The organism is Sanyastnella coralliicola, assembly GCF_030845195.1.
Lineage (GTDB): Bacteria > Bacteroidota > Bacteroidia > Flavobacteriales_D > Sanyastnellaceae > Sanyastnella > Sanyastnella coralliicola.
The window spans coordinates 3,328,687-3,355,292 of record NZ_CP132543.1; the positions used below are offsets into that span (position 1 = coordinate 3,328,687).

Here is a 26,606-nt window from a genome sequence, read left to right on the forward strand (position 1 = left end):
GAATTTGAAACGAACTACTTATGGCTGGGCAAGACAAGGTTAAAACCATTCTCATCTCGCAACCAAAGCCTGCTTCTGATAAGTCTCCATACTTTGACTTGGCAGACAAATACAACATGAAGATCGACTTCCGTCCTTTCATTCATGTTGAACCAGTTCCAGGACAGGAATTTCGTCAAGAGCGCATTGACCTGGAAGATCACACTGCGGTGATTTTCACAAGTCGTAATGCCGTTGACAACTACTTCCGAATTTGTGAAGAGTTACGATTCGCTGTTCCTGATACCATGAAGTACTTCTGTATTTCAGAATCAACTGCATTCTACCTCCAGAAATACGTTGTTTACCGCAAGCGTAAGATCTTCCATGGGAAGGCGCGTTTTGCTGACTTGATGGATTCTATCAAAAAGCACAGCAAGGAGAAGTTCCTTCTTCCATGTTCTGATTTGTTGAAGCCATCTATTCCTCATTTGTTGGAAGAAGCGAAGATCAACTACACGAAAGCTATCATGTACCGTACGGTATGTAGCGACCTTTCTGACCTTTCAGATGTGACCTACGATATGCTAGTGTTCTTCTCTCCTTCTGGAATTGAGTCACTCTTCAAGAACTTCCCTGATTTTAAGCAGAATGCTACGCGTATTGCAGCGTTCGGCCCAACAACGGTGAAAGCAACAGAAGAATCTGGACTACGTGTTGATGTTAGCGCTCCAAACCCAAAGGCACCCTCGATGTCGATGGCGATTGAGAACTACATCACCGGGAAAGGATAGGCCTGCCCACTACTTTCATGAAACGATACACCTTTAAAAAGCACGAGCGTCTTACGCACCGTAAGATCATCGGTCAGCTTTTTGAAAAGGGTGCGGCTGTCAAGTCATTTCCTGTGCGCTTCAAGTGGCTCGCTACTGAGCTCATCGAAGAGCAACCAGCACAGGTAGTCATCAGTGTGTCTAAGCGATACTTTAAGAAAGCTGTCGATCGTAACCGAATCAAGCGACTTATTCGCGAAAGTTGGCGTATGCAAAAGCACCGTCTTTACGATGCTTGTCAACAACACGATCTTCAATTGGCGGTAGCAGTAATCTACATTGGGAAAGAACTCCCAGACTTTAACACAATAGATCTTAAAATATCGCTCCTGATCGATCGTTTAATAGAGGATATCGCTAACTTCAAGAGCGATGACCAATCGATCCATCAAACCGGACAGGATGAAAAAAGTGCTACGTAAGAATAAGTGGGTTTGGTTACTGTTTGTACCACTCGCCATCGGAGGAATCTCATTCAAAGCTGCTGAAGACTATTTCGAAATCTCAAAGAACCTTGAGATCTTCACTGGACTCTACAAAGAGCTCAATATCTTCTACGTAGACGAGACCAATCCAGGTGAGTTGATGAAGACTGGTATTGATGCCATGCTCAAGTCACTCGACCCTTACACAGTTTACTATCCTGAATCTAAGATTGAAGACTACCGTTTCATGACCACGGGTCAATACGGTGGCATCGGCGCACTCGTCAACACTATTGATGGAGAGGTGACAATCATGGAACCATACGAAGGATACGCAGCACACTCTGCCGGACTTCTCGCTGGAGATGTTGTACTTGAAATTGATGGGAAAGACCTCAATGAAGTAGACCCTGACGAAATCAGCGGACTCCTCAAAGGTCAAGCCGGAACAAAGGTGGATGTAAAAATCCGCCGTGAAGGAGAAGCGAGTCCGATGGTTGTTCAAGTGGAGCGCCAAGATGTGCAGATCCCAGACGTTCCTTACGCTGGAATGTTGACTGATAAGATCGGATACATCCACCTCAGAAGCTTCACCAAAACAGCCAGCGCGGAAGTGCGCAAAAACCTTGTTGAACTTCGAGACAACGAAGGAATGGAGCAACTTGTGTTTGACCTTCGCGGGAATGGTGGTGGTTTGCTTCGAGAAGCCATCAACATTGTGAACCTTTTCGTTCCGAAAGGAACAGAAATCGTAAGCACGAAAGGTAAACTCGAAGAGTGGAATCGTACGCATACTGCACTCAACGAGCCAATCGCTCCTGACATGCCCGTTATTGTTTTGGTTGATGGTGGTTCTGCCAGCGCAAGTGAAATTGTAAGTGGAGCACTGCAAGATCTAGATCGAGCTGTAGTTGTTGGAAATACCACATTCGGTAAAGGACTCGTACAGCAAACAAAAGACCTCGAGTACAACTCAAAGCTGAAGTTGACGGTTGCGAAATACTACATCCCTAGCGGACGATGCATCCAGAAACTCGACTACACTAACCGTGCTGGTGAGCGTGTAGATGAAGTACCTGATTCACTGATCAAGCCTTTCCAAACTGTTGGCGGTCGTACCGTTTATGACGGACGAGGAGTGGCACCAGATGTAGACGTAGAACAAGGAGAATTCAGCAACGTACTTGCCGGACTCATGCGCAATCACATCGTATTCAAATACGCCACCACCTTTGCACGTGAGAACGCGGAAATCGCAGAGCCGGAAGCCTTCGATCTAGGTGAACGTTACGATGATTTTGTAGCCTACGCACTTTCAAAAGAATTCGACTACGACACACGTACAGAAGAACTCCTCGCTCGACTTAAAGAAGTGGCTCAAGACGAGCGCTACTATGAAGGAGCTGAAGAGGTATTTGCTTCGCTTGAAGAACAGATCGCACCGGAGAAATCACGTGATCTTCAGAAATTCCGCGAGCAGATTGAGTACACTCTTGAAGAAGAGATCATTAGTCGTTACTACTATCAAAAAGGGGCGATTCGCTACGCACTGGAACATGATCCAGTACTGAAACGTGCCTTGAATGTCTTCGGAGAGGAGTATATTCGGATCCTAAACGGAACCGAATAGACCTAGGTGATTCAGAAAGATAGAATTGTCCCCCTTCTTTATCAGGCAGGGCTAATCCTTGCTGTGGTGTCGATGCCCTTCTCGAATTTCGGGATGAGTGTGTCTTCATTCTGGCTTCTCGGAACCTGGATCATCGACCAGCTTACTTCTGAAAAACAGAACCTTAAGTACCGCTGGGCAAAGGCCATTTCAAGTGGTTACTTCTGGATCCTGATCTCTGTCTTCCTCATCCACATCATTGGCTTGCTGTGGACGCAAGACTTCGGTTATGCGATGAAAGACATACGGATTAAGCTCCCTATACTTCTCTTCGTTACCATCTTCTTCACCGCCAGACCTATTGAAGGATTGAGCTTACGGCGTATGTGGCTCTTCTTTGTGATGGCCTGCGGAGCGGCAGTTATTGGATGTGCATTGATTCCTCTCGGCATCTGGGATAAGGAAGTCAGCAACATCCGTGACATCAGTGTTTTCATCTCACACATTCGATTCAGTATGCTGCTCGTGTTTGCATCGGCTGTGTTGATGTTGTGGATCTCTGAAGGACGCAAAATCTTGCTCTGTTTGGTGCTGTTAGCACTGAATCTCGGCTTCTTGTGGATCATCGAATCCGTTACAGGAGCGGTACTCCTGACAGCAGTGATTATTCTTTTCCTTGTGAGTGAAGAAGCGAGCGTAATTAAGCCAAGATGGCGCAAGATGCTTCGCTGGACGATTCCTTCTATGATGTTAATTGGCATGATTGCCATTGGGTACATGACCTATGATTACTTCAACCTTCCAGAGAACCACGCTGAAGGACTTGAAACGCACACAGCCCAAGGAAACCCCTATGAGCACCATCCAGATAACACCATGCGTGAAAACGGGCACTTTATCTGGAGGTACATTGCCTGGGGAGAGTTGCGTTCAGGATGGGAAGAGCGAAGCACCTTAGCATACGACAGTACGGATGCTCGTGGGCAAGCGCTCTATGGCACCTTGGTTCGATACCTCACTTCAAAAGGCCTACGCAAAGACCTTGAAGGAGTGCGCGCGCTAACAGAAGAAGATGTGAGGCTTGTGGAGTCAGGTATCCCTTCCGTTCTTGAAATTGAACACAGTGGTTTACGTCGTCGACTCGACAAGATTTTCTTCGAAATATCGAACGTCATGAATGGCGGTAACCCAAGCGGAAATTCTGTGACCCAACGATTAGAATTCTGGAAGGCCGGAAGACACATCATCGCCAATCACCCTATACTCGGTGTGGGAACCGGAGATGTCAAAGATGCTTTTGCTACCGCATACGACGAGATTGATTCTTCACTGGAAGAACCTTACCGATTGCGTGCGCACAATCAATACATGACCTTCTGGATTGCCTTCGGGATTTGTGGCGTGTTGTTACTCCTACTCGTGTTGTTTATGCCTCTCGGAGTAGTGGGAAGTGAACGTGGTTTCCTCTTTACTACCTTCTGCTTGATTTTGGCGTTGAGCTTCCTGACGGAAGACACCCTAGAGACGCAAGCGGGAGTTACCTTCTTTGCGTTTTTCGCTGCTCTTTTCAGCGGTCAACGACTCGCCTTCCACTCCAGGATTCGTCCGAACACCTGATCGGGAGTCATCTTCAATCGTCCATCTTCTGGATGAACATCATCAACTAAGTACGATGCCTTTGGCCCCAATGGAGCCCAACGTGTTGGGAATATTGGACGTTTCGGTGAATACAACCCAAGTGCATTGATGCCTGTCGCTGCTGCCATATGCAATGGCCCTGTAGAAGCCGCCACCAGACCATCTGCTTTCGAAATCAAGTACAACAGTTGATCTAAGTTCAATTGTCCACCGAGATCAATCACTTTGTTCCAAGGCAATTTATCGCCCATGGTTTGGCGTTCTTTCTCTGTGCCGGTCACACCTACGGTGATACCTTCTGCTGACAGTAGTTCAATGAGTTTGGCAAATGATTCCAATGGCCATTCGAGCGCGCTTCCATGAGAAAGCGGATGCAACAAGATGGAAAACTCCGCATCGAGAATGGCTTGAGCATTCCCGAGATCTTGAGAAGGGACACTCATATTGTAAAGCTTTCCGATGCGATTGAGATCGTAAGAGGCATCTTGACCTATGGCCTCCAACATCTTTAGATTCAGTTGTGCTTCGTGAAGGTCTGATCCTTTTCTGCTGTACCAAAGGCGTTTGTTCACCTTGGTCAAAGCATGCCATCGTTTAGCCGTCCCAATGCGTGTCGGAATCTTCGCTTCATGAGCTACTTCAATCACTTCTTTCCGCGGGAACACATGGAAGATCATATCTGAGTCCCACGCTTTCACTTTGGCTACCTGCTCATTCCGCGCTAGCGAAGAAATATCATCCCAATTCAAAAAGACATCCACGCTTTGACAGGCCTCAATAACACAGCGCGTGTAAGAGCGACCTAAGAAGCTAATTTTCGCCGTTGGGTATAGTGCATGCAAACGTGTCGCCAAAGGCAGCGTGAGGATAACATCTCCGATGCCGTCTGTGCGCGAAATGACAATATGCTTAGGCGAAAGTTCCGGCATGACGTTGTTTGAGTTTAACGTATTTGCGGTAGGTCGCAAAAGCACTCATCCGTGCAATGGTGAAGCCTGTGGCGCCATCAAGAAAGCCTTTCTTGAAAAAGAATGTCTTCATGAACTGCGCAAAAACCTTGAGGTAAATCGTGAACCAACCTTTCTTGACGCCACGTTCGTACAGCTCTTTACTCGCGATGTTTCCGAAGTACTCAATCTGCTTGTAGTGATCTTCAGAAGTGTAGTAGCTGTAGTGAAGAATATCGCCTTTCAAATGGCCTGAAACAAGACCTTCATGCAGGTCAAATTTATCATGAGGATTCACACCACCCCACTCCCCTTTTCCTTTTCGGAAAAGGCGCATTTTGGTGTCAGGATACCATCCTGAATGGCGCACCCAATCACCACAGTAATTGGTCAAGCGGTTCATGGAGTAACCATCAACCTGCGGATCATCACTGGAAAGAACTTCTTCAATGGCGGCGCTCAATTGACCATCCAGTGCTTCATCAGCGTCGAGGCTTAACACCCAGTCGTGTGTGGCCATCTGCCAAGCTCGGTTCTTCTGTTGAATATGTCCGTCAAAGGCATGCTCTTCAAAGCGTGCTCCGAGTGAAGTAGCGATGTGTTTGGTGTTATCCTTAGAAAAAGAGTCAAGGATCAACACTTCGTCTGCAAGATCTTGCACTGAACGTATGCAACGTTCAATGTTCCGTTCCTCGTTAAAGGTGATGACTACAACTGAGAGTTTTGCTCTTTCCATTACCGGAGATTCGATGCGAAGGTACACACAAGAACTGGTATTCGCTGTTGAAAACCTTGCTTGTCAAGGGCGCACAAAGTGCTAATTTTGTAGAAAACACCCCCTTATGAATGTTCTGATCCTTGGTTCAGGAGGACGGGAGCACGCGATCGCCTGGAAAGTAGCTCAAAGTTCTATTTTGACGAAACTGTACGTCGCACCGGGTAATGCCGGAACCGCTGCTATTGCTGAGAATGTAGCGCTCGATGTGATGGATTTCAAAGCAGTTGCTCAGTTCGCTCTTGACAATGACATTAAGATCGTTGTTGTTGGTCCTGAAGCACCATTGGTTGAAGGAATTGCAGATTATTTCGAGTCTGACGATTCTCTTAGCCACATCTGTGTGATTGGACCTAACAAAGTGGGTGCTCAGTTGGAGGGTAGTAAAGAGTTCGCCAAAGAATTCATGCGCCGCCATCAGATTCCGACAGCTCGTTACAAAAGCTTTACGCGAGAAAACGCAAAAGACGCCCGTGCTTTCTTGGAAGGCATGAAAGCGCCTTACGTGATTAAAGCTGACGGACTCGCCGCCGGAAAAGGGGTCATCATCACCGAAGACATCGAAGAAGCTGTGACCACAGTCAATAACATGCTCGTAGACAAAGTCTTTGGGGATGCTGGTAGCACTGTAGTAATCGAAGAGTTCCTGAAAGGGATCGAAGTTTCGATGTTCGTGATTACTGACGGAAGATCTTACAAGATTCTCCCTGAGGCGAAAGATTACAAGCGCATTGGCGAAGGTGATACGGGTCCGAACACTGGAGGTATGGGGGCAATTAGCCCAGTACCATTCGTGAATCCAGAATTCATGGAGAAAGTGAAAAACCATGTCATCATTCCAACCATCAAAGGACTAAACGCTGACGACATCAGCTACAAAGGATTCATCTTCTTCGGATTGATGAAGGTTCAAGGAGATCCGTACGTGATTGAGTACAACTGCCGCTTAGGAGACCCTGAAACAGAAGTAATTCTTCCGCGCATCAAGTCTGATCTATTGCACTTCTTCGAAGGAATTGCCACAGACACTTTGAGTGAATGTGATTTGGAGATTGATGATCGTACGGCAACCACGGTGATCCTTGCTTCTGGTGGATATCCTGCTTCGTATGAAAAAGGAAAGGCCATCACCATGTCAAATGAAAAGAACAAGAGCATAGTTTACCACGCTGGTACAAAGCTTGACGGAGATAAGGTGCTCACGAATGGCGGGCGCGTAATGGCCGTAACGTCGATGGGTGCGGATATGGAAGAGGCGCTAGAAAAAAGCTACGCTACCATTGATGCTGTACAATTTGACGGGAAATACTTCCGTAAAGACATCGGATTCGATCTACGGAAGGTTCAAACAACGAAGTAAAAAGAGGGGGCGCGAATTACATGAGCGTTCCTTCACGCTGCGCTTTCTTGTTGTAATCACCTTGCATCTTCAGCCAGATACCAAGGCCAACCAAACCAAGGACGATTACTCCCCAGTTGAACATTTCACTGATAGGTACAAGAACGCTTTCGAATGAATCTTCTACGATTTTACCAATTGGGTCAATGATGCTCTGCAAATTCATGGCTTGATTACTTTTGGGCAAAAATAGCACTTAGACTTTAAATGCAATTCATTCGACACTGATTTTTGACAGGCATGCTAAGTATTCTACGTTCAAACCAACCTATTGCTAACCTGGTAGCGCCGCTAATTGCGCTTCTCGGCATTGGTTTGCACGTCTTTCTTAGTCCGGTCACCATCGAGTTGAATGAGAGTCATGCTTGGCTCCCAGGGTCCCTCACTTGGCATGGGTTTCCCTGGGTGAATATGGTCTTTGCATTGGCCACTGCCATGCTTTTGAACCGTTGTTTTCTGCGTCATGAACTCAATCGCTCGGGCAACGTACTAGCCGCCTTTTTCTTCATTTTCCCGGCGATGGTTATACCGCATACTTTGCCCTATTCACCGGTGTTTCCAGGTGCCATTTTCTTTGTGCTCGGGGTGAATGAGACGTTGAAGATTTATCGCCAAAACGATGGTGCGGCGAGCTATTTCAATGCAGGTTTTCTTTTCGGAGTGGCTACGGTGATTTGCGGTTATTTCGCTAGCGCGGAATTGATGTTGATCGTAGCAGTGCTATACACTCGTGCAGCCAACTGGCGCGAAATCATGCTCCCTATTGTTGGCTTCATCTTGCCGTTCATGATTTTCGCGACCCTCTTGTGGTTGTTAGATATGCCGTTGAATAGCTTTTGGTTCGGACTCACCGATCCAGGATCAGCAGATATCTCTTGGACACTATTTGTTTTCGCAAGCTTAATGGCGCTACTCAGCGTCACAGGATTATTATTCATGTTGGGCACCTTCTCTTCAAGCAGCAACAAGTCGAAGAATTCAAAAGCGGTCTTGCTCTTTTTCTCTGTTGGGATTCTCGGAAGCGCTATCACGGCATACTTCCACAGTGAAGCCGTGGCATCAAACCTTTTATTGATTCCAGCGGCGTGGTCGCTCCCATGGTTATTCCTGGAGCGTCAATATCGATTACAGGGAGTGTTGTTCTACACCTTAATTCTAGCCGGAATACTCAGCTGGATTTGGGTGCACTTCGGATGGCTTAGCTAAGCACGAAGTTCTTTAGAATCGATTCGAAGATCTCTCGTCCGTCTGTATTGCTAAGGTCACTATCAGCTGCACGCTCTGGGTGCGGCATCATGCCGAATACGTTTCCTTTCTCGTTCATCACACCTGCAATGTTTTCAAGAGAACCGTTCGGGTTGGTGTCTTCTGAGATGTTTCCTTCAGCATCGCAGTAACGGAATAGTACCTGGTCATTGTCATTCAATGCCTTCAACGTTTCCGCGTCAGCGAAATAATTACCCTCACCGTGAGCCACAGGGATCTGGTAAGCGCGATCAAATTCAAGATGGTTCGTCATCAACGCTCGCTCGCTCTGAGGTAGAAGGTGAACATTCTTACAAATGAACTTACGGTCAGTGTTGTGTAGCAGTGCTCCTGGAAGAAGGTTTGCTTCTGTCAACACCTGGAAACCGTTACAGATACCCATGAGGTAGCCGCCTTTATTTGCGTGATTTACGACGTCTTCCATAATTGGTGAGAATCGAGCAATCGCCCCACTGCGGAGGTAATCTCCATAGCTGAACCCACCAGGCAAAACCACGAAATCTACTCCTTTGAGATCACGCTCTTTGTGCCATAGACGTTCAACTTGTTGACCAAGGATTGACTCAAGGACATATACCATGTCTTCATCACAGTTACTGCCCGGGAAAATGACTACACCAAATTTCATTGAGAAGAATTTGGGGCAAAACTACGAATTCGAGGTGCGAATAGACACACTTGTTAATTAAAAAACCCCGCAAATGCGGGGTTTATTTATGTTAAGTATGTGGTTAAGCTTAGCGCTGCTCTATGTCAGCGTAAGATCTTGAAGGTGTGTGATTCACCTGTGACTGTGTTCTTCAATGTGATCATCGTAGCAGGTACCATGTGTAGAAGCTCTAACGGCAAGACTTCTCCTCCGAAGCTACCTGTAATTGGAGCGATCAATTGTTGCCCTAATAAGTTGTGTGCTTGAATGCTGTATTCACGTTTGTCATCGTGTCGGAAACGAATCACCGGCATCCCTCCTTGAAGGAATACATCTACCGTTTGATCCATCGGCATATCTTCGATACCAACGGCGTCTTGAACAATCACCACAATCTGATGTGAATCGCTACACTGGTCGTTCGAAGCATCGAGCGAAACGATATACGAGCCTGTTTCTGTGTATGAATGTGATGGGTTTTCATCCATCGATGGCATTCCTCCATCTCCGAAATCCCAGACGAACATCTCCCCATTCTCTGAGAGATTCGAGAAGTTGACAGTAGCCAAACCATCGCTGAGATTCACAATCTGTGCACTCGGCTCAAAATCAGCGACTACAGTCGGTGCTTGATCGATCACTACCAATTCTTCTACCTCACAGCCATTGGCATCGGTGATGGTAAAGACGTAAGTACCCGCTTCTAGATCTGTCAACGATGTTGATGTTTCTCCATTCGACCATTGACCCATGAGCGGCTCAGCGCCTCCTGAGAATTCGACGGTCGCGGTACCCGTATTGACTTCATCACATCCAATATCAGCATGTGAACTTGAGAGTTCAATGGCCACCGGCTCAATGATTTCGAAGGTTCGACTTAGTGCGTCACATACAGGGTTCCCTTGAACAGACACATGGTAGGTTCCTTCGGTTAGACCTTCAAGGCTACTTGAACCGTTGATGTCTTCTTCCACAAGAATCTCTGTTCCTTCACCGTCAGTCCAAGTGTATGTCCAAGGACCTACTCCTGTTCCTGTGACTTCGATACTTGCATTGTTATCGCCAAAACATGTGATTGGAGAAGTTGCTACTTGCAGCGCTTCACCCATGTGAATTACGAAACGTTCTTGCTCTGTCACAACTTCTGTTTCAACAGTGATCAGCATTCCAGGCTCTAAATCATAGAGCTCTCCGGTGATCATGTCTTCCATAAACATGCAGCGATCAGTGATATTCGGGAAATTCTCTACCGTAAGTTGAATTTCACCTGCCTCTTGACTTGTAATAAGTACCGGTACATCCATTGCTACCTGGTCTAGTGGCAGGTTGTTGATGGCGAGATTCATGTCATCTGTTGACACCGTGGCCATAGACAGCACGGCATTACTACTAACAAATTTGAATGCGTCGATCGATTGATCAAAGTCTTGTGTGGCATTTTCATCGAACGCGATAATCACCTCATCTCCTAGACCTAAACCGTCTAGACGTAGTTTTAAGAATTGATCACCGGCGTTCACCTCTGGAGTCCAATCACCAGATACCTTTACCGTTTCTGACACACCCAGTTCTGGACTTGGAGCATTTGCTTGCACCCAGAATGCCTCTCCACTTCGAATGAGTGGAGTTCCACCATTTACACCATAACCATTCACATAGGTACGGAACTGATTCAGGCCAACATCCCAAACGTAAATCGCGTTGTACATGTTGGTTTTTGTCCAGTCTTCATCATCCCAATTAATGTTCGACGGGTACGGATTGGCTACTACGTTGAATCCATCAGATGTTGGATTACCTGTGTCGGTGAAAGAAACCGGCATCGTGGTATTTCCAATCATTGGTTGTCCGAATACATCAAACGTGTAGGTTCCTGCGTTTGCATAAACATAGTACCCTAGACCATTGGAGATCATTTCATCTGTTGAACTTACCGGCAAGAACGAATCCTCACCCGGCGCAGCAGATTCATCATAGGTTTGAACACTTACGAATTCATAAGCTGGGAAATCAGACCCTTCGAATCCGGTGGTGATAAAGTCGTCATTCCATTGTTCAAGTGTTGCATTGACGAAGGGCGCTCCAATGGTCAACCAACCTTGATATGGCGCTTGCACGGTACGTTCCAGACCAAGGAGTCCGTTCAATAAACCACCCATAACCGGTGCTAAAGAACCACTTGCTCCAATTCCACTGCTTTTCAGCACCAAGTTGGTATTGGTAGTCAGCGTCGTATTCAGGAAAAGAAGATTGGTGACCCCAGTTGGTCCCATAAGAACTACCTCTTCCGCGTTAGCGACATTCAAATCATAGAAATCGCTTTCACCAATGACTTGCTGCAAGGCCACCCCATCCAAATTGACGAGTGAAGTTCCAGCATCGAAACTACCTTGGTTCGTCCAGTCTCCTGATACATAAACTTCCACTGAGACTGCACTGCTAATTTCTAGATGTGCATCAGCATTGATTGTCAAATTCATGACGCTGATGTTCGTTGTCACAGACACACTATCACCATTCAAAATAGTGACGTCGTAGTTGGCGTCAGGAACACATCCACAATCCCAAACCCATGGTTGATTCCATTCACCGGAAGCCACAGTGTACGCTTCGAGAGAAGCCGCTGAAGCTGGTGCATTAGCAACCAACACTTGCATTGGAGATGCAGTATTTAATTCTGTTTCGGAGGGAAAGATATCGTTTGCTGGAGGCATCACGCTTTGGGCTTGCGTGGTGAGTGTCAACACCATTGCACATAGCAATGCTGTCACATAGTGTGTAGTAAGCTTTCGATTCATAATCGTCGTAATTGGTTCACCGGTTGGGCGTTACGCATTTTTACGAGCGAATTCAGTTATGGTTACACACACGAAATAACAACACGTACAAAGTAATCATCAACGACAGTAAAACGCTTGTCGGACGTGGGTTTAAACGACTTAAGTTCGTTGAACTCAAACATCAAACTACATCCCATGAACTACCTATTTTCAGCCCATGTGGCCGTGATGTTGTGCGCCTGTTTTGCCCTTCGCGCGCAACTCAATCCAGAGCTTTTACAGCTTGCTCCACTCATCCAATCTGACGTTTTTCTGCCCAATTCAAATAACCTTCCCATGGCCATTCCGGATGGCTCAAGTTTCACTGATTCCTACCCTGAGACGGTCAGGTCGTTATTCTTCAAACTGAACAAGGCCGAGTATGCATCGAATAACATTCCGTCTGCCCAAATGCTTCGCCAATCGGCGAAGGCAAGGAAATCACTGGATACTGTGATTCCGATTCATCTCGCGGCTGGAGTCTATGACGATCTCGTGGCCAATGCTTTTGGACTAGGGCTTCTCGCCATGATTGAAGACCAGTTTATTGACATCTCAGGGCCCTTGGAATCGCCGGTTTATCAAGAAGAGTTCTTCGCCATATATCTCGATTTCGACCGTTATACCGAAGGAACGTATCTGTTTCAGCTTTCGAGCGACTTCTTCTTCACTGAGTTGGGAGTCATGTCAGATGTCATGATCGACTTTGACGATGGACTCGGCTTTCAGCCTCTAGAGCCAAATCAAGTTCGGGAGGTCTCTTATGAGTCTCAAGATGTGGATCGCCATATTCGCTTCAAGGCGACCATCAATGAACAAGAGTATCGCTCTGGTATGAAAGTTCGGTCTGCGGGGGGTGAGTCTGCTATTCCTTTGCCAAATCTTCCTCCGTGGGAGCCTGAAAACCCCATTTTCCCTTGGCGTGTCCAGGTGGAATACGAAGACACAAATGTTTACGCCAATGCCTACACGCTCACCAGTGAGGACAACCAGTTTGATCGTCCGTTCATATTCGTGGAGGGGATTGATTTTGGATTCGATGCGAGCGTCCTTCGAAATGGAACTTTTGGATGGTATGAGTTTTCATCTGGCCAATCGACAGAGTATCCATTCCTATACAACAGCCCTGAGATGATTAATACCTTAAGGGATGCAGGTTATGATATTATTCTCGTCGACTTCTTTGATGGTGCTGCTGATATACTCGCTAACGCGGAAGTGCTAAAAGCCATTATTCAGTTAACCAATGAGCACAAAGTCAGCCAGAACGAGCTTGTTGTCGCAGGGGCAAGTATGGGTGGTCAAGTCAGTCGTATCGCGCTCCGACAAATGGAGCTAGAGGGAATCCCTCATTGTACCCGTTCATGGATTTCACTGGACTCACCGCATAAGGGAGCACACATTCCTAGAAGCTTGAGAGAAGCCATTTTCTTCCTTGAAGAACACGTGGAGGAGGCTGACAACTTCGCGGATAATTTCCTCCGTAGACCAGCGGCTCGGCAGATGCTACTTGATCAATATCCAGAGGTAGGTGAGCAAGCCTATCTCAATATGCAAAACTATCTGACCGAGATTGGCTACCCAGAGCAGGTGCGTAAGATTGGCATGGCCAATGGGAACATTCACGGGATTGAGTTGGGTATTGAGCCCCAAGAGCATTTGGTTGATTACAACTGTACTCCGGTAGATTACAACATCCTTAAGTTCTTATTGATTGCGTCTCCCGGTGATCCATACAATGTAGAGTCGAATGAGTTCGAGAACACCATTGCCATTATTCGTTACTCGGTCTACTATTCCTGTCAAGGTTGGGATTGTTTTCAATGGGATTGGCCCATTAGCTGGGCCACTCATGAGCACATCGCACGTGTTCCAAATAACTACTTGAACTACGATAATGCTCCTGGCGGAAAAAGGACATCTATCAAAGACTTTGCGGAGTCGATCAATGCTTCGTTGCAGTCTTATCCAACCTTAGAAACATGGTGTGATCTGAACGTAGGTGATTATGAAGATCATCACTCCTTCATTTCGACCTTGAGCGCCCTTGGTATACCGGGCAACGATTATTATATGGATGTTCAAGCTGAAATTGACGCTGGGAATATCACCACCCCATTCGATCGAATCTATGGTCACCCAACCGGTAACATGACCCACAGCGAGATCAACAACGACATGCTCCAGATAATGATCGAAGAGGTACTACAAGGAGAATCATCCATACCATCAGTGCTCTCTGAGAACACTCCAGAGGGTAGTGAATTTAACCTAGCGCATCCCTCCCAGAACGTTGTGTATACGCACGAAGTTAGTGACGGAGGTGTACTGCACGTTAACGGTAATCTACCGATCAATTTTGGCGATGATGAAACGCTTTTCCCAGAAGACGGATCGCATATGAATTGCAGAACAAGCCAATGCGGGGGCTCGCTTCTCATCGGCAATCAAGGAAGTTTCTTTCTAGGAAGTGAAGGCGGAAATCTGACCGCCAACTTTACTGTTACATCAGGAAGCACTTTTGAGATGGAACAAGGCGCTTTCGTAGTCATTCATGAAAACTCAGAACTCGTGATTCAATCGGGTGCTTCGTGCATCATTCACGGAGGGAATCTTCAACTGAGAAACGGAGCCTCCATCCTCATTGAAGAAGGTGCCGATTTGATCATATATGGTGATGAACCCATTCAACTCGAAGGTATCGAAGCTACCATCGATATTTATGGACGTATGCATGTGGGGGATAATGCTACAGCTACATTTCATGGTTTTGGATCAGAGGGCGGCAAGCTTCGTTTCTTCTCTTCAGGCATTAATATTCTGGGAGGGCTTAACAGTCAACTTGAAGTCATAGGTACCGGCCTGAATGACAAAATGATTGAACTCGTGGAAGGGGGAAATTTGTGGACTTCACCAGACTTCGGAAAGATCGAAGTGCGTGATGCGAGTATCACCTTTGGTACCGATAGTAAACTCACCGCCGGTGGAGGATTCAGAGCCACCGGATGTAAGCTCTTAGGGTTAGACACCAATTACGGACTGCGTGTTTATGGTGATGGTCGATTGAAAGACTGTTTGGTATCTACTATTCCAATTCGTTGCCATCCGGGTAATGCTTCATTCCGGGTAGATGATTCGCACTTGACGTGGGTTGAAATGCAGGTCATCGGCGGAAGCTATAAATGCTTTGATTCACAATTCTACAAGTCTACCATTGATAGCGAATCCCTATCTCACCCTGTCACTATCATCGGCACCTTTTTCGAAGAACAGGGAGAACACTCCGTGGCACTTTATGATGATTCGGACGTGGCCATGCTATTGAAAGACTCCGGCATTTCAGGATACGATATTGGGTTGGATAAGTCGGGTGGAGCGGTGACGATTCGTTGTTCTGACTTCACCGAAAACGAAGTGGGTATTCGCATGGGACTCTACTCAGAGTTGAACATGAGCACTTCCTTCGGAGGAGGATATAATTACTTTGATCAGAACGGTGTGCACTGCGAACTGAACGGCGTTTTAAACTTCGAGGTTGACGGCGGGTACAATCAGTTTTTGTCTGCCGAAGAACATATGTTCGAGGGTTCCATCTTAGGATTCTGCGACGAATCATGTCAACGTCTCTTCCCTGTGCACCAGAACACTTGGTTTAATGGTGTTCCTACTTCATCAGATGCCATTTTACGCATGGTCGATCCTGAATGTGATGATTTAACCCCGTTTATTCCGCTGGATGGCTGTGTACTGAAGTTGATAGATAAATCGCCACAACTCCCAGTAAGTTGCGGGGCTATGGATGAACATGGGGATCATCTCAGCGCACTGGGCAAATCGTTTAATCAAGAACCGCTGATCCAGTCTGATCATTTTGATAACATCCCGCTATCAAGTGCCATCACACGAGCTATATGGGAGGATCAATACCTCCAGTCTGATGCCGATCCACATTTAAAAGCCCTTATGCTTCATGAGATTCTTTACACTGATCTGGATGCCAATGACGCCAGCATCAGACGAATCATGCGTCGAGCTTCTTCGGCGTTGCAAGAAGTACGTGGTGAGTTAGCACTAAGAGGGCAGTTAGTATTTGATCCAGATAGTGCCCAGACATTTGACGAAGAAAATGACCTCGCGGTGAAGACGTTGAATAAGATCACCGGTCAGTCAACACCAATAGAACAGTATTTCACCCAAGCGGCGTATGAACTGGAGAAGAGTCAATTGCTCTTTTCACTTGGTCTCTTCGATCAATCAATAGAGGTCCTAGAGCAAATGGAGCATTGCGGACTGGATTACTGGGAACAAGAAGCTGTCAACCATCGCAAAAGCCGAATTTTAGAATACACCCATCTTGAAGAATCGCTCAATCAATACTTCGACAACGATTCTGTGCTATTATCAAGCCCCGATATTTCGTTGATCGAACCTCAAGAGTTCGACCCGACACAAGCGGTATTTGATGCGGAGATCCTTTCACCTGATGATATTCAATATCCCCTCTGCGGTGAGATAGGTCAGCGGGCGGAGCGGATATCTTCAAACAACTTCCTCCTTTATCCGAATCCGGGTGAAGCTATCATCTTCGTTCGAATTGATGATTCAGAAGAATCTTTTGAACTCCGAATTATTGACTCTAGCGGACGTTGTGTTCTCCGACAAGCCACCCTCTCAGATCAACCCGTCACCATCGATCACTTGGCTAAGGGTATATATGTTGTGGAAATAGAAAGTCTGCATCACTCAGCTCGAGAGACCTTGGTTGTTCACTAAGCGAATCCCAGCGAGTCTTTGGTCCTTCACATTTTTTATCTCCCGCCACCTGAAGTCGTGATGGATTCGGGAACTTCGCTGGGATTTCATTGTTACCTTTGCCTAAAATCATTGAATATGTATCCACCGGAAATGGTAGCTCCAATGAAAGAGGAGCTTGTTACAGTAGGATTCAATCAGCTGACGACACCTGATGAGGTTGACTCAGCAGTGAATGCAGAAGGTACCACACTTGTGGTTTTAAATAGCGTGTGTGGTTGTGCAGCTGGATCTATGCGTCCAGGTGTCAAACTCTCACTCGAGAACGCAAAATTGCCTAGCAGCTTGACAACGGCTTTTGCTGGAGTTGATCGCGAAGCGGTTGATCGTGCTCGTAAGTACATGCTGCCTTACCCTCCTTCATCTCCGTCTATTGCTTTGTTCAAAGACGGTAAGCTCGTTCACATGGTTGAACGTCATCATATTGAAGGACGCACAGCAGAAATGATCTCTGAGAACCTCAAAGCAGCGTTCGACGAGTTCTGCTAAGAACCAACGAATCGATCGAAAGGCTCGCTCCATGCGGGCCTTTCTTTTTTCCCGTCGAAAGGAAGTAACTTCCGCCGCAGATGAAGATTCCGTACCTCCGTCTATTATTACCCACACTGGTCTTGTTCATGGCTGTTCATGGACTCGATTTCCTCTTTGCGGTGCACAATCCTTCAGGGGGTGGAGTAGATGGGATCAAGAATCTCTACACCTTCGCTTGGTATGCTGACAACAATGAAAGCTTCACCAATTTCGAAGGAATGGCGGAGCCTTTCGGCGAACATGTATTCTACACCGACGGACACCCCGCACTTGGTTTTTTCTGGAAACCGATTGCCCAGCTTTTGGGAGTAAAAGGCCTCTCTGCCCACTTGCTAAGCTTCTTGATTCACCTGTCTTGGTTGCTCACTCCCATTCCACTCTTTTTGCTTTTCAGGCACTTCAAAATCAGGCATGGCATCGCGATCGCAGGGGCCATTGGATTCACGCTATTAGCACCCCAGATCTTACGTGATGGAGGGCACTATGCATTGGCCTATACCATAGCACTTCCTCTGAGCTGGTGGCTGACCACCCGAGCGTTGCGGGATGGATTGCCTTGGAAGCAGCTGATTGTCTTGACCTTGATTCACACTTGGTGGTTAGGCACGCATGCCTATCTAGGCGTAATGACCATCGGATTCAGTTCACTCCTTCTTGGCATCGAATGGCTACGATCTATCAGGAATTGGAAGCGTTTATTGGCTCCAATCATTACGGGAGTCATTCCGATGATCCTCTTTTTGGGGTTCCTGAATTTGACGGATGCACATTCATGTCGACTCGACACTCCCTATGGGTACTTTGACTTTTTATCGAGTCCGCGTTCAATCTTTTTCCCGCAGACTGGTCCGCTTGCTAAATACACTGCGCAGCTGGGATGGAATACCAAATGGGAAGGTTGGTCCTATATCGGATTAAGCGCAGGATTGATGTTGATCTCCTTCATTTTCTGGGGATATCAAGCAGTACGAAAACAGCAAGTTACTTGGGTATTGGTCATCTTACCTTCCCTGATTGCGGCAGGAGTGCTTTTCCTTGTTGCATGCGGTCAGCCATTCATTTGGATTGGCCGAAGCAGCATTGAGAACTTCCCTGTTTTGGAGCAGTTTAGAGGAATTGGTCGTTTTGCCTGGCCCTTCTATTTTGTCTTGACCACCTTGGCCTTGATTATGCTCGAGACCTTTGTGGCCAATCGTCCGAAGGCCGTGGGAACCCCGATCAGTGTTGCCTTCTTCTTGTTGCTGGCATTCGAAGGTCTCTATCACCAAAGAAGTTTGGATACACTGCGAAGCGATGTTGAACACCCCTTCAGTTTCAGTGCCCCGGCCGCCTATGAAAATGCTGTCAATAGTATCAATGCTTCAGAAACAGATGTGTTGTTACCGTTGCCCTATTTCCATGTGGGTAGTGAGGTGTACGGACGATTCGTTGATGGGAATATGGAGGAAGTAACCCTGTTGCTTTCGTACCACACGGGCAAACCTACCTTCGGTGCTCATTTGACTCGAGCTTCGTTGAATGAGTCACGTCAATTGCTTGAAATTCTTGCGAGCGCACCATCGCCCAAAACCATCGGACAAGAATTAGACTTGGCTCAGCAAGTCTGTATGATCAATGACGGCACTCCCATGGATCCTGATGAACAGCACTGGTGGGATCGAGGTGTAGAGTTTTATAATGAGAATGGTATTGCCTTGCGCAGTCTTCCTTTAAGTGAATTGATTCAAAGATCAGAAGGGGCGTATGCACCGTTCCGCCCGAAGGGCGAAAATCAACTAGACAGCAACGAGGTATATGTCTTTGAACCATTTGACACCTTAGAACAAGGCATTCAATGGGAAGGAAATGGGCATGCGGAATACCCTTGTGATGGGATTTCGGTTGTCTACAGTACAGAACCTGATAGCTCATGGTTGGGCAAGCGCTTTATGGCAACGCTCTACATGCGTGGACCAGAAGATGCTTGTCTTGCAGGAAAGTATCAGCTGAACGCTCAACTCATTGCGCAGTACGCCACTGGCGATCAAGTAGATTGGGTGGCATTGAATACCCCGAAGCAGGCGTCTGAACACCCGATGAATGGACAATGGGCGAAAACCTATGTGACGTTCGATATGACTGAAGCCATTCCCGAACGACTGGATATTATGGTCAAAGGAGAATGGAGGTGTGAAGGTCCAATTAAGGTAGATGCGCTGGAAATTGAAGAGCTGACTAATTGAGTCTGTACACCCGGATTGATCGGTGTTCCAGCACCAAGTCGGTCATAAACTCTTTTACCCAAGGGAATTCATCTTCGTATTCGGGTTCGTTAATCACCAAGTACTTCGCTCCTTTCGCTATATGCTCTTGAAGGCTCTCCGCATTACGGTTCCGGTTTACCATGTTTGACCACCCTTTTCGGTCCATTAGATAAAGGGTAATGCTATAGCTAGCGTCGGGAATGGAAACCACGAGATCGTCTTCACCTACTCCAGCTTCGGCCAACAATGGTTCGATGTCAAGCAAGCCGCGTTCATGTCGGTCGTGATCCCAGAAAATGTACTTCAGCTCGCCTTCCTCTTGCTCCATGGCGGTGTAATATTCCTTCTCATAATCCGGAGCAATACGAAGTTCGAGGTGTTCTTGTCCGTACCAAAAAGACCAAACCAACACGAGCACTCCAACCACACGAATTGATCGTTCGGTCACCTTCGGAAGGTTCAACATCTTGTTTACTCCCACAATGCAGCCCAAAGCGATTAACGGCCATACATATACATTGATGAAGTAGTAGTCATGGTTCCTCCAGGCTTGAAACCAAAGGACGCTGTAAACCAAACAACCCAAGAAGAGAATGATCGGCGCTAGCCAAAGTGCTTTGGGGATTCGCTTGGCGAAGAAGACACCTAAAAAAGTGGTCAACAACGCGATTACCCAATTCACTGGAGACATGATTTGTGGTCCCACGAACTCTATGATCCCCTGCCAAACCTCAGCCCGATAAGAAGCATCAGCTTCCCAGAGCGGCCAGAGACCGTTAAAAGTGTACTTCCCTTCATGGATACCGTTATACCACGCTGCCCAAGCATACCAGATGAAGTTTGGCAACAAGGCCACTGCCATGACAAGTAGATCTCGCTTGTGGTTCCTGAAAAGCTTGCGTTCCGGCCATAGGCCGAGACCTATCCATTCCAAAAGCAACAAGGCGCCAATTGTACAGAAAGTCAACAAAGCCGTGACTTTAAACAAGCCAGCCAAGGCATAAAAGAAACTCATCCAATACAGATGTTTCTTAGATCCATCGATGGCATAGCGAATGAACAAAGCCAACCCGAGGAGGGCAAAACTCAAGGCAGGCACATTACTCAAGAAGGCGAATGCGTAGTACACGAGTGCGGGTTGCACAAAGAGCCACACCGTGAGTAACACGGACCAAAAATCGCCGATCAGTCGTCTGGTAGCAGATTGCAAGACCAACAACGATAGGACAAAGAAGCCGCCAACCGCGAAGCGGTACAGTCCCTCATTCACTCCAAAGATCTTCCAAAGCAAAGCCATGAGATAGTACCAACCGGGAAACTCCCCGGCGGTCTTCCCGCTTGTGTCATCATCAGAAATGTAATTGTGAATCGCAGGTTCACCGAAGTTCATGCCCTCATCATAGTAGTTCTGGGTAATGCTCAAGCAATCGGCATTACGCCATATATGCAGCGGGTGTGGACGTTCATTCCAGAGATCAAAAATCCCGAAGAAGGCCATGGTGGCCAGCAGCAAGATGAAGGTGATGATCGTGGAACGATTCGGCATGGGACAAATTAAATGATAATCGATGAAGGGGAGATTGACTAAACTCAAATGCTAGATGCAATCAATTCCTGATGCGCTCAAAAAACTCAAGTTTTAGCGCCTGATCAATCATTGGCTCCTCACTTGTATTGACCATTTGAAGTAAAATGGTGTCTGAAGATGGATACCTGACCTCCGGCGAAAGAAGAACGATCGTATCTCGCCCGAGGATTTGATGTGACGAGAAACTGCAAATTCGACCTTTGGAAACAACACATAAATCAAAATGGAATTGGTCCTCCATGGATCTAGAGATATCATAACCAGTGATTTTGACCATAAAATGATCTCTTGAAGTGAGTTCTGAATAGGCCTGCTTGTAAACAAAAGGGTATGCATCAGTGTGAAACTCCACTGTTTCAATCGAGGTACTCTGGTAGTTCTTTTCCAAAACCTCAGGGTCAGGTTCACGAGTAAATCGATCTACTAATAAGAGTTCTTTCGTTTCTATTCGTGGTTCAAGATCAAAGAATGTTGCCCAGTAGTAGTCGCTTGTGATTCGGTCTCCAGGTAAGATCCAATGAGTGAATTGCCATGATTTAAAAAGTGATAATGCTCCGAAGAACACAGCTAAAAATAGAATAGGGATTCTGACCTGCGATCTATTTTCCAGTGTGTATTTCAAGACTAATGCCAAGCCAATGAAAACTACAGGGTATGACTGAACAAAGGCACGGTGCCCAAAAGATTCAGCATACCACCATGTGCTCCATGAGAGGATGATCCAGACATTCATAACAATGAAGATTAATGCTCCCCATTTCATATGACTGCGCACGAACATCCATCCCGAGATAGCCACCATGCTTATTGGGGTCCAAAAGAGCCATCCTTTTCGAAATGAAAACAATCCATCCAGTAAATGTGGTGAGGCCAGATCTAATCCTTCCGCTGGATTATCATAACTGAGATACAACCAACTCCCTGCCGTATGTTTCCAGTACAGCATTTGTAAAAACCCCAGGATTATCAAAGGCAAAAAGGCCGGCCACCAGCGCTTTCTGACACGGTCTAACATAGACCCATTACCAATCAATTTTCCCGTAAAAAAGAGTGGAATAAGTACAGCAATAATTTCCGTTGGTCTGCTTAAAACCATGAGGGCAAGTATGGATACTAGGACTAGAAGACTTCGAATTCCTGGGTTATCTCTGAAGTGCTGACAAGCTCTTAGGAGTGCTGCGTAAAGGGTGAAAAGTAATCCATGGGGCATTAAAATCGAGATATACGCAGTGAGTAAATAATTCGTCCCAAACACCACTAAAACACAGGTAATCAACGCTATCAATGGATTAAACTCTTCCTCGAGAAAACGATAGAATAACCAGATACCTAACAGGTTGAATAAAATGACCCACCATAACATTGCCTTTTGATAAGGCTTTGAAAATCCGTCAGTAGGATATGTAGTTACAGATGCAATCACATGCCCAACGAAAAAACCAGGTGAGTACAGAATGGCTAATCCTGAAGAGTATTTAATCGTCCGTTTTCCATCCTTCTGTTCAACAAGTTGATATTTTGAAGGAGATGGTTCGTATGTGACGTAAACGCCATCGGCCCAATCCTCTGATAGGTCTAGATCGTGGTGAATAAACGTTGCCGGTAAATAAAGGTAATAGCCAAAAGCGTCCCATGTAATCACATCTTTCCCAGCGTTATTCGAGGCTGAAAAAAATGCACAACTCAGCATAACGAGAAGTAAAATTACTCGTGGCGTCGTGGCGTCGTGGCGTCGTGGCATGGGACAAATTAAATGATAATCGATGAAGGGGGATTGGTTCTGCTCACGTTCAGACATAACGTTTCTAAAATATTGTTCCTAGATTATCCCCATGATGAATGCCTTGATTGCTAAACACCTTCGCGAGGCCTATTTCGGAAGAAACTGGCCTGCTGCCAATGTTGAAGAACACCTTGCTGATGTAACTTGGGAACAAGCCCTTCAGCCCATCGCAGGAAAGAACACCATTGCTGCCCTCACCTTTCATATCGGATACTTCGTCAACGTAGCCCTCCGTGTGCTTGAAGGAGGTCCATTAGAAGGGAAAGACTCGGAAAGTTTCGACCACCCTCCTATCGAAAATGAAGAACAATGGAGAGGTATGGTCAACGGCATTTTTGATAGCGTCAGAAGAATGGCTGACCTCATCGAAGAACTCCCTGAATCCATCTGGGATAAAGACTTTACTGATCCTAAGTACGGTAACTATTATCGAAATATTGGAGGGATTATCGAGCACTCTTATTATCATCTTGGGCAAATCGTTTTGCTGAAAACTTTGTTTTAGACGAGCGTCGAGCGTCTAGAGTCTAGAGTCTAGAGTCTAGTGACCAAGAACCAAAGACTAAAAACCAAAGACTAAAAACCAAAGACTCTAACGCCCAATGCCTATAGCCTAAAGCCTGCGCTTTAAGTACCTTCGCGCCGTGAATTACTTCCTACTACAACACCCGGGGCACAATCGTGTCTATTACGATGCTGCGGAGAACTTAGCTTTGGCAGAATTGACGCTGGCAACAGATCGTTTTTCTACTGAGGTGACCAATATTTCGGTTGAAGAATTGGCCGGTGTACGCTATTTGAAATTGGAATGTGCGAGTGCACTTTCTGAAACAGATCTTCAAATTGCGGCACGCCTTTCGTTTCTGTTTGCGATGTACCAAGGAGTGGAAGTCGTAGATAAGGTTCTTCTTGAACCCCTCTTGATGGAAGACCATCACTACATCGATCCGAAAATCAGCTCTTTGCTCAAGTATAAAGGAAAGACCAACGAGCTCTTCACTCGCATGATGATCAATGTTGGACTACTTTCTTCAGGCTTTGGGTATGAAGAGGCGATTCGTTTGCTCGACCCGGTGGCCGGACGTGGAACAACACTCTATGAAGCGGCGGTTTATGGTTACGATGCCTACGGGATTGAACTTGATCAGAAGTCGGTTCATGAAGGACAGGTATTCTTCAAGAAGTTCCTGCAGGAAGAACGTATGAAGCACCTTCTGAATAAACGCCAGATTTCCGGAAGTAAAAAGTCGCAAGCCACTCATCTTCAAGAATTCACCTACGCCAAAGACAAAGATGAATTTAAGAAACCTGATGGACGACGTTACCTAGGGCTGATCCAAGGTGAGACACAAGGAGCTCACGATTATTTCAAGAAGGCATCCTTCCACCTGATCATCGGAGATCTTCCTTACGGTGTTCACCATGCACACAATACGGAAAAGAAAGGGCCATCACCTTCACGAAACCCAAAGGAGCTGCTTGCGGAAAGCATTGGTGAATGGAAGAAGGTACTATACCCAGGCGGAGTCATTGTCTTGGCATGGAATAGCAACGTTGCCTCTCCAAAAGTCATCCGCGAGCTTTTCGAAAAGGCAGGTCTGGAAGTTCTAGATAGCGAACCCTATTCAATGTTCGTCCATCAAGTTGACCGCGCTATTAAGCGAGATATCGTTGTTGTTAGGCGATAGGCTATAGGCGCTAGGCCTTAGTACGAATCCAGCTATCGCCTATAGCCTAACGCCCACAAAACCCCTACCTTCGCGGCATGGCACGAATCCTTACCGGAATACAAAGTACTGGAACACCGCACCTAGGAAATATTTTGGGTGCAATTCTACCTGCGATTGAGTTGGCGAAACAGCCTGAAAACGACTCATTCTTGTTCATCGCTGACATGCACTCTTTGACGCAAATCAAGGATGCAGAAGTGTTGCGTGAAAACACCTACTCGGTGGCTGCCACGTGGTTGGCTTTCGGATTAGATACGGATAAGTCTGTTTTCTATCGCCAAAGCGACATTCCTGAAGTGACGGAGCTCGCATGGTACCTTTCGTGTTACTTCCCATACCAGCGTTTGACCTTGGCGCACTCGTTCAAAGACAAGGCGGATCGCCTCGAAGATGTGAATGCCGGTTTGTTCGTCTACCCTATGCTCATGGCAGCTGATATCTTGCTCTATGATGCTGATTTTGTGCCTGTGGGTAAAGACCAACTCCAGCACCTCGAAATGACGCGCGATGTGGCGAGCCGTTTCAACCATAAAATGGGAGAAACCTTCGTCATTCCTCAAGACAAACTCAAAGAGGAGACCATGTATGTACCGGGTACTGACGGCAACAAAATGTCAAAGTCTCGCGGCAACATCATCGACATCTTCATGGAAGACAAGCCGTTGAAGAAGTCGCTCAACAAGAACATTATTACAGACGCCACTCCACTCGAGGATCCTAAAGATCCAGACTCTGCGGTGGTTTATAAACTTTATGAATTGATCGCTAGCGCGGAAAAAGTGCAATCCATGGCTGATCAATTACGCGCCGGCGGTTACGGCTGGGGCCACGCCAAAAAAGACCTCCTCGAAGCCATCATCGAACGCTTCGGAGAAGCACGCGAAAAGTACCACGCCCTCATGGCTGACCGCTCAAAAATCGACGAAGAACTCGCGAAAGGAGCAGAAAAAGCACGTGTTGTTGCGAGAGGGGTTTTGGAGCGTGTAAGGGAGAAAACCGGTTATTAAAGGCTTATGGCCTAAGGCATAAGGCTTAAGCCAGTACTAACGCCTTACGCCTTATGCCAAAACATACGCCATAGGCCTTAGGCCTTAAGCCTTAAGCCTCTCCAATCTCTTTTCTAAGTGCTTTTTGCAATCCGAAGATCATCCGAGAGATCACTTTGCATTCATTTCTTAATTCTTCGCATAACTCTGGCGAAGCCATCTTCTGGTCTTCGAATAAGTATAACTGAGCTCGAATTTCGGCTGAAGAGGCATTCGCTATGTCTAAGAAATGACAATAGTCTTTTAAGGTACGTCTTGAAGAACCTTCTGCGATATTCGAAACTATGCTGATCGCAGCTCTTGTGATTTGTCTGTTGAGTGTGTAGTCTACCCTCGACTTGTCAACGGCACGGCACATTTCAAAAATGATATTCGCCATCTCTCGCGAACGTTTCCACACGATGAGGTCTTCAAAGGTTCTAGGCATTTTTCACCCAAGTAACCCCATTTAAAGTCCCAAAAAACAAAGACTTCACAAACGTCAACCAAAATCTTGTAGTCGGTAAAATGGCCATAGGCCTTAAGCCTTAAGCC

General features: G+C 46.5%; 20 protein-coding genes. 12 read left to right on the forward strand and 8 right to left on the reverse strand.

Annotation, left to right across the window (positions count from 1 at the left end; all coding sequences use genetic code 11):
• Window positions 1-20: 20 nt before the first annotated feature.
• From RA156_RS13910 to RA156_RS13925, 4 genes are all read left to right on the forward strand, one after another.
• Window positions 21-773, forward strand: a complete 753-nt coding sequence (locus RA156_RS13910; protein WP_306640928.1) for a uroporphyrinogen-III synthase — start codon at window positions 21-23, stop codon at window positions 771-773.
• Between the two features lie 17 nt (window positions 774-790).
• Entirely contained in the window at window positions 791-1,234 is a 444-nt protein-coding gene (gene rnpA, locus RA156_RS13915) for a ribonuclease P protein component (protein WP_306640930.1), read from the forward strand.
• On the forward strand, window positions 1,215-2,867 hold the full coding sequence (locus RA156_RS13920; protein WP_306640932.1) for a S41 family peptidase: 1,653 nt from the start codon (window positions 1,215-1,217) through the stop codon (window positions 2,865-2,867). The genes rnpA and RA156_RS13920 overlap by 20 nt, the downstream gene beginning before the upstream one ends.
• Before the next feature lie 72 nt (window positions 2,868-2,939).
• Window positions 2,940-4,463, forward strand: a complete 1,524-nt coding sequence (locus RA156_RS13925; protein ID WP_306640934.1) for an O-antigen ligase family protein — start codon at window positions 2,940-2,942, stop codon at window positions 4,461-4,463.
• On the opposite strand, the gene RA156_RS13930 is transcribed toward RA156_RS13925, so the two are convergent.
• Together RA156_RS13930 and RA156_RS13935 are read right to left on the reverse strand one after the other, a co-directional pair.
• Entirely contained in the window at window positions 4,421-5,413 is a 993-nt protein-coding gene (locus RA156_RS13930) for a glycosyltransferase family 9 protein (protein WP_306640936.1), read from the reverse strand. The genes RA156_RS13925 and RA156_RS13930 overlap by 43 nt on opposite strands.
• A complete protein-coding gene (locus tag RA156_RS13935; RefSeq protein ID WP_306640938.1) occupies window positions 5,394-6,167 on the reverse strand; it encodes a glycosyltransferase family 2 protein in 774 nt (257 codons plus the stop codon). The genes RA156_RS13930 and RA156_RS13935 overlap by 20 nt, the downstream gene beginning before the upstream one ends.
• Window positions 6,168-6,273: 106 nt before the next feature.
• On the opposite strand from RA156_RS13935, the gene purD reads away from it, so the two are divergent.
• Window positions 6,274-7,566, forward strand: a complete 1,293-nt coding sequence (gene purD / locus RA156_RS13940) for a phosphoribosylamine--glycine ligase (protein ID WP_306640940.1) — start codon at window positions 6,274-6,276, stop codon at window positions 7,564-7,566.
• Between the two features lie 16 nt (window positions 7,567-7,582).
• Here purD and RA156_RS13945 read toward each other — a convergent pair whose 3' ends face one another.
• Window positions 7,583-7,771: a hypothetical protein gene (locus tag RA156_RS13945; protein WP_306640942.1), complete on the reverse strand. Its 189-nt coding sequence runs from the start codon at window positions 7,769-7,771 to the stop codon at window positions 7,583-7,585.
• Between the two features lie 74 nt (window positions 7,772-7,845).
• Between RA156_RS13945 and RA156_RS13950 the strand changes: the two genes are divergently transcribed.
• Entirely contained in the window at window positions 7,846-8,811 is a 966-nt protein-coding gene (locus RA156_RS13950; protein ID WP_306640944.1) for a DUF6427 family protein, read from the forward strand.
• On the opposite strand, the gene purQ is transcribed toward RA156_RS13950, so the two are convergent.
• Together purQ and RA156_RS13960 are read right to left on the reverse strand one after the other, a co-directional pair.
• A complete protein-coding gene (gene purQ, locus RA156_RS13955; protein WP_306640946.1) occupies window positions 8,804-9,499 on the reverse strand; it encodes a phosphoribosylformylglycinamidine synthase subunit PurQ in 696 nt (231 codons plus the stop codon). The two genes, RA156_RS13950 and purQ, sit on opposite strands and share 8 nt — an antisense overlap.
• Window positions 9,500-9,624: 125 nt before the next feature.
• Window positions 9,625-12,318, reverse strand: a complete 2,694-nt coding sequence (locus RA156_RS13960) for a PKD domain-containing protein (protein ID WP_306640948.1) — start codon at window positions 12,316-12,318, stop codon at window positions 9,625-9,627.
• A 177-nt stretch (window positions 12,319-12,495) separates the two neighbouring features.
• Here RA156_RS13960 and RA156_RS13965 point away from each other — a divergent pair, with 177 nt between their 5' ends.
• The 3 genes from RA156_RS13965 to RA156_RS13975 all read left to right on the forward strand — a co-directional run bounded on the left by RA156_RS13965 (window position 12,496) and on the right by RA156_RS13975 (window position 19,904).
• A complete protein-coding gene (locus RA156_RS13965; protein ID WP_306640950.1) occupies window positions 12,496-17,112 on the forward strand; it encodes a T9SS type A sorting domain-containing protein in 4,617 nt (1,538 codons plus the stop codon).
• A 117-nt stretch (window positions 17,113-17,229) separates the two neighbouring features.
• A complete protein-coding gene (locus RA156_RS13970) occupies window positions 17,230-17,640 on the forward strand; it encodes a BrxA/BrxB family bacilliredoxin (RefSeq protein WP_306640952.1) in 411 nt (136 codons plus the stop codon).
• A gap of 80 nt (window positions 17,641-17,720) precedes the next feature.
• Entirely contained in the window at window positions 17,721-19,904 is a 2,184-nt protein-coding gene (locus tag RA156_RS13975) for a DUF6311 domain-containing protein (protein WP_306640954.1), read from the forward strand.
• Here RA156_RS13975 and RA156_RS13980 read toward each other — a convergent pair.
• On the reverse strand, window positions 19,897-21,471 hold the full coding sequence (locus RA156_RS13980; protein ID WP_306640958.1) for a hypothetical protein: 1,575 nt from the start codon (window positions 21,469-21,471) through the stop codon (window positions 19,897-19,899). The genes RA156_RS13975 and RA156_RS13980 overlap by 8 nt on opposite strands.
• A 61-nt stretch (window positions 21,472-21,532) precedes the next feature.
• Window positions 21,533-23,311, reverse strand: a complete 1,779-nt coding sequence (locus tag RA156_RS13985) for a glycosyltransferase family protein (RefSeq protein ID WP_306640959.1) — start codon at window positions 23,309-23,311, stop codon at window positions 21,533-21,535.
• Between the two features lie 34 nt (window positions 23,312-23,345).
• Between RA156_RS13985 and RA156_RS13990 the strand changes: the two genes are divergently transcribed.
• The 3 genes from RA156_RS13990 to trpS all read left to right on the forward strand — a co-directional run bounded on the left by RA156_RS13990 (window position 23,346) and on the right by trpS (window position 26,033).
• Window positions 23,346-23,801: a DinB family protein gene (locus tag RA156_RS13990; RefSeq protein WP_306640960.1), complete on the forward strand. Its 456-nt coding sequence runs from the start codon at window positions 23,346-23,348 to the stop codon at window positions 23,799-23,801.
• 139 nt (window positions 23,802-23,940) lie between these two features.
• The gene (locus RA156_RS13995; protein ID WP_306640961.1) at window positions 23,941-24,984 is read left to right on the forward strand and encodes a TRM11 family SAM-dependent methyltransferase; all 1,044 of its coding nucleotides are present in this window, start codon (window positions 23,941-23,943) and stop codon (window positions 24,982-24,984) included.
• Between the two features lie 77 nt (window positions 24,985-25,061).
• Window positions 25,062-26,033 carry a tryptophan--tRNA ligase gene (gene trpS, locus RA156_RS14000; RefSeq protein WP_306640963.1) on the forward strand — a complete coding sequence of 324 codons (972 nt, stop codon included), beginning with the start codon at window positions 25,062-25,064 and terminating at the stop codon, window positions 26,031-26,033.
• Between the two features lie 91 nt (window positions 26,034-26,124).
• Here the strand turns inward: trpS and RA156_RS14005 are convergent, their stop codons facing one another.
• Window positions 26,125-26,499: a four helix bundle protein gene (locus RA156_RS14005; protein ID WP_306640964.1), complete on the reverse strand. Its 375-nt coding sequence runs from the start codon at window positions 26,497-26,499 to the stop codon at window positions 26,125-26,127.
• Window positions 26,500-26,606 lie beyond the last annotated feature (107 nt).

Coding starts and splice junctions, on each gene's coding strand:
- RA156_RS13910 (WP_306640928.1), top strand. CDS start 21: ATGGCTGGGCAAGACAAGGTTAAAACCATTCTCATCTCGCAACCAAAG.
- rnpA (WP_306640930.1), top strand. CDS start 791: ATGAAACGATACACCTTTAAAAAGCACGAGCGTCTTACGCACCGTAAG.
- RA156_RS13920 (WP_306640932.1), top strand. CDS start 1,215: ATGAAAAAAGTGCTACGTAAGAATAAGTGGGTTTGGTTACTGTTTGTA.
- RA156_RS13925 (WP_306640934.1), top strand. CDS start 2,940: ATGCCCTTCTCGAATTTCGGGATGAGTGTGTCTTCATTCTGGCTTCTC.
- RA156_RS13930 (WP_306640936.1), bottom strand. CDS start 5,413: ATGCCGGAACTTTCGCCTAAGCATATTGTCATTTCGCGCACAGACGGC.
- RA156_RS13935 (WP_306640938.1), bottom strand. CDS start 6,167: ATGGAAAGAGCAAAACTCTCAGTTGTAGTCATCACCTTTAACGAGGAA.
- purD (WP_306640940.1), top strand. CDS start 6,274: ATGAATGTTCTGATCCTTGGTTCAGGAGGACGGGAGCACGCGATCGCC.
- RA156_RS13945 (WP_306640942.1), bottom strand. CDS start 7,771: ATGAATTTGCAGAGCATCATTGACCCAATTGGTAAAATCGTAGAAGAT.
- RA156_RS13950 (WP_306640944.1), top strand. CDS start 7,846: ATGCTAAGTATTCTACGTTCAAACCAACCTATTGCTAACCTGGTAGCG.
- purQ (WP_306640946.1), bottom strand. CDS start 9,499: ATGAAATTTGGTGTAGTCATTTTCCCGGGCAGTAACTGTGATGAAGAC.
- RA156_RS13960 (WP_306640948.1), bottom strand. CDS start 12,318: ATGAATCGAAAGCTTACTACACACTATGTGACAGCATTGCTATGTGCA.
- RA156_RS13965 (WP_306640950.1), top strand. CDS start 12,496: ATGAACTACCTATTTTCAGCCCATGTGGCCGTGATGTTGTGCGCCTGT.
- RA156_RS13970 (WP_306640952.1), top strand. CDS start 17,230: ATGTATCCACCGGAAATGGTAGCTCCAATGAAAGAGGAGCTTGTTACA.
- RA156_RS13975 (WP_306640954.1), top strand. CDS start 17,721: ATGAAGATTCCGTACCTCCGTCTATTATTACCCACACTGGTCTTGTTC.
- RA156_RS13980 (WP_306640958.1), bottom strand. CDS start 21,471: ATGCCGAATCGTTCCACGATCATCACCTTCATCTTGCTGCTGGCCACC.
- RA156_RS13985 (WP_306640959.1), bottom strand. CDS start 23,311: ATGTCTGAACGTGAGCAGAACCAATCCCCCTTCATCGATTATCATTTA.
- RA156_RS13990 (WP_306640960.1), top strand. CDS start 23,346: ATGATGAATGCCTTGATTGCTAAACACCTTCGCGAGGCCTATTTCGGA.
- trpS (WP_306640963.1), top strand. CDS start 25,062: ATGGCACGAATCCTTACCGGAATACAAAGTACTGGAACACCGCACCTA.
- RA156_RS14005 (WP_306640964.1), bottom strand. CDS start 26,499: ATGCCTAGAACCTTTGAAGACCTCATCGTGTGGAAACGTTCGCGAGAG.